The following is a 725-nucleotide window of genomic DNA, read 5'->3' on the forward strand; positions in this document are numbered from 1 at the left end:
AAGAAACGTCGCATTAACGGGGCCGTATTTTCATAACGGGCAAGTGACCACCCTTGCTGAGGCCATTCAAATCATGGCACAAACGCAGCTTGGTATTACGATGAGTGATAGTAATATCGAAGACATCGAAGCGTTCTTGACGTCACTCAGCGCCCCAAGGCCAGTAATTTTAGAGGTGCTGGAAAATGAATAAGTTTAGGTTGGTCAATTCATGCTTATTTATTGCGATGCTGGTGGCGTGCACCTTTGCCTACATGGCTCACATTAATTCCAAGAGTACGCAACAACTTCATAGCGCGCTTTCTGAGGTCGGCCATCAGCTGATTGAAGAACGCGATGTGATTGTGAATCAGTATGCCATCAAGGAGCGAAAGAACTTCGAGCTCACTAAATCGTTGGTTGATATTGAAGTGGAAGCGGAAAAATTGGCTGATACCTTCGATAACGCCGTTTGGTTTCCCATCTCACCCAACCGCCAGAAAATACAACAGACGTTAGCCAAGTTTGAGCAACGGGTTATTCAAACCACTTCGCAATTAGACATGTTGATTGGGGTACAAGTCGAAAATCAATATGCCTTGCTGATGCTGTTGGACATCTATGAAGAGGAGTTTTCGACGCACATTGGTGAAACGCAATTAGATAAACATTACGTCGAGTTTTTTAGCCGCGACTTAGTGAATCAAAGTGGGGAGCAAAGCGAAAGTGGCGCGAACTTTTTGGGG

At 45.1% G+C, this 725-nt stretch carries 2 pseudogenes; both read left to right on the plus strand.

What is annotated here, in order from left to right:
* Positions 1-193: pseudogene (locus R8N49_RS27045) on the plus strand (cytochrome B6); the annotation flags it as partial.
* Positions 186-725 (plus strand): annotated as a pseudogene (locus tag R8N49_RS27050) (hybrid sensor histidine kinase/response regulator); the annotation flags it as partial. The pseudogenes R8N49_RS27045 and R8N49_RS27050, both read left to right, overlap by 8 nt.

Source organism: Vibrio sp. 1978 (genome assembly GCF_033344345.1).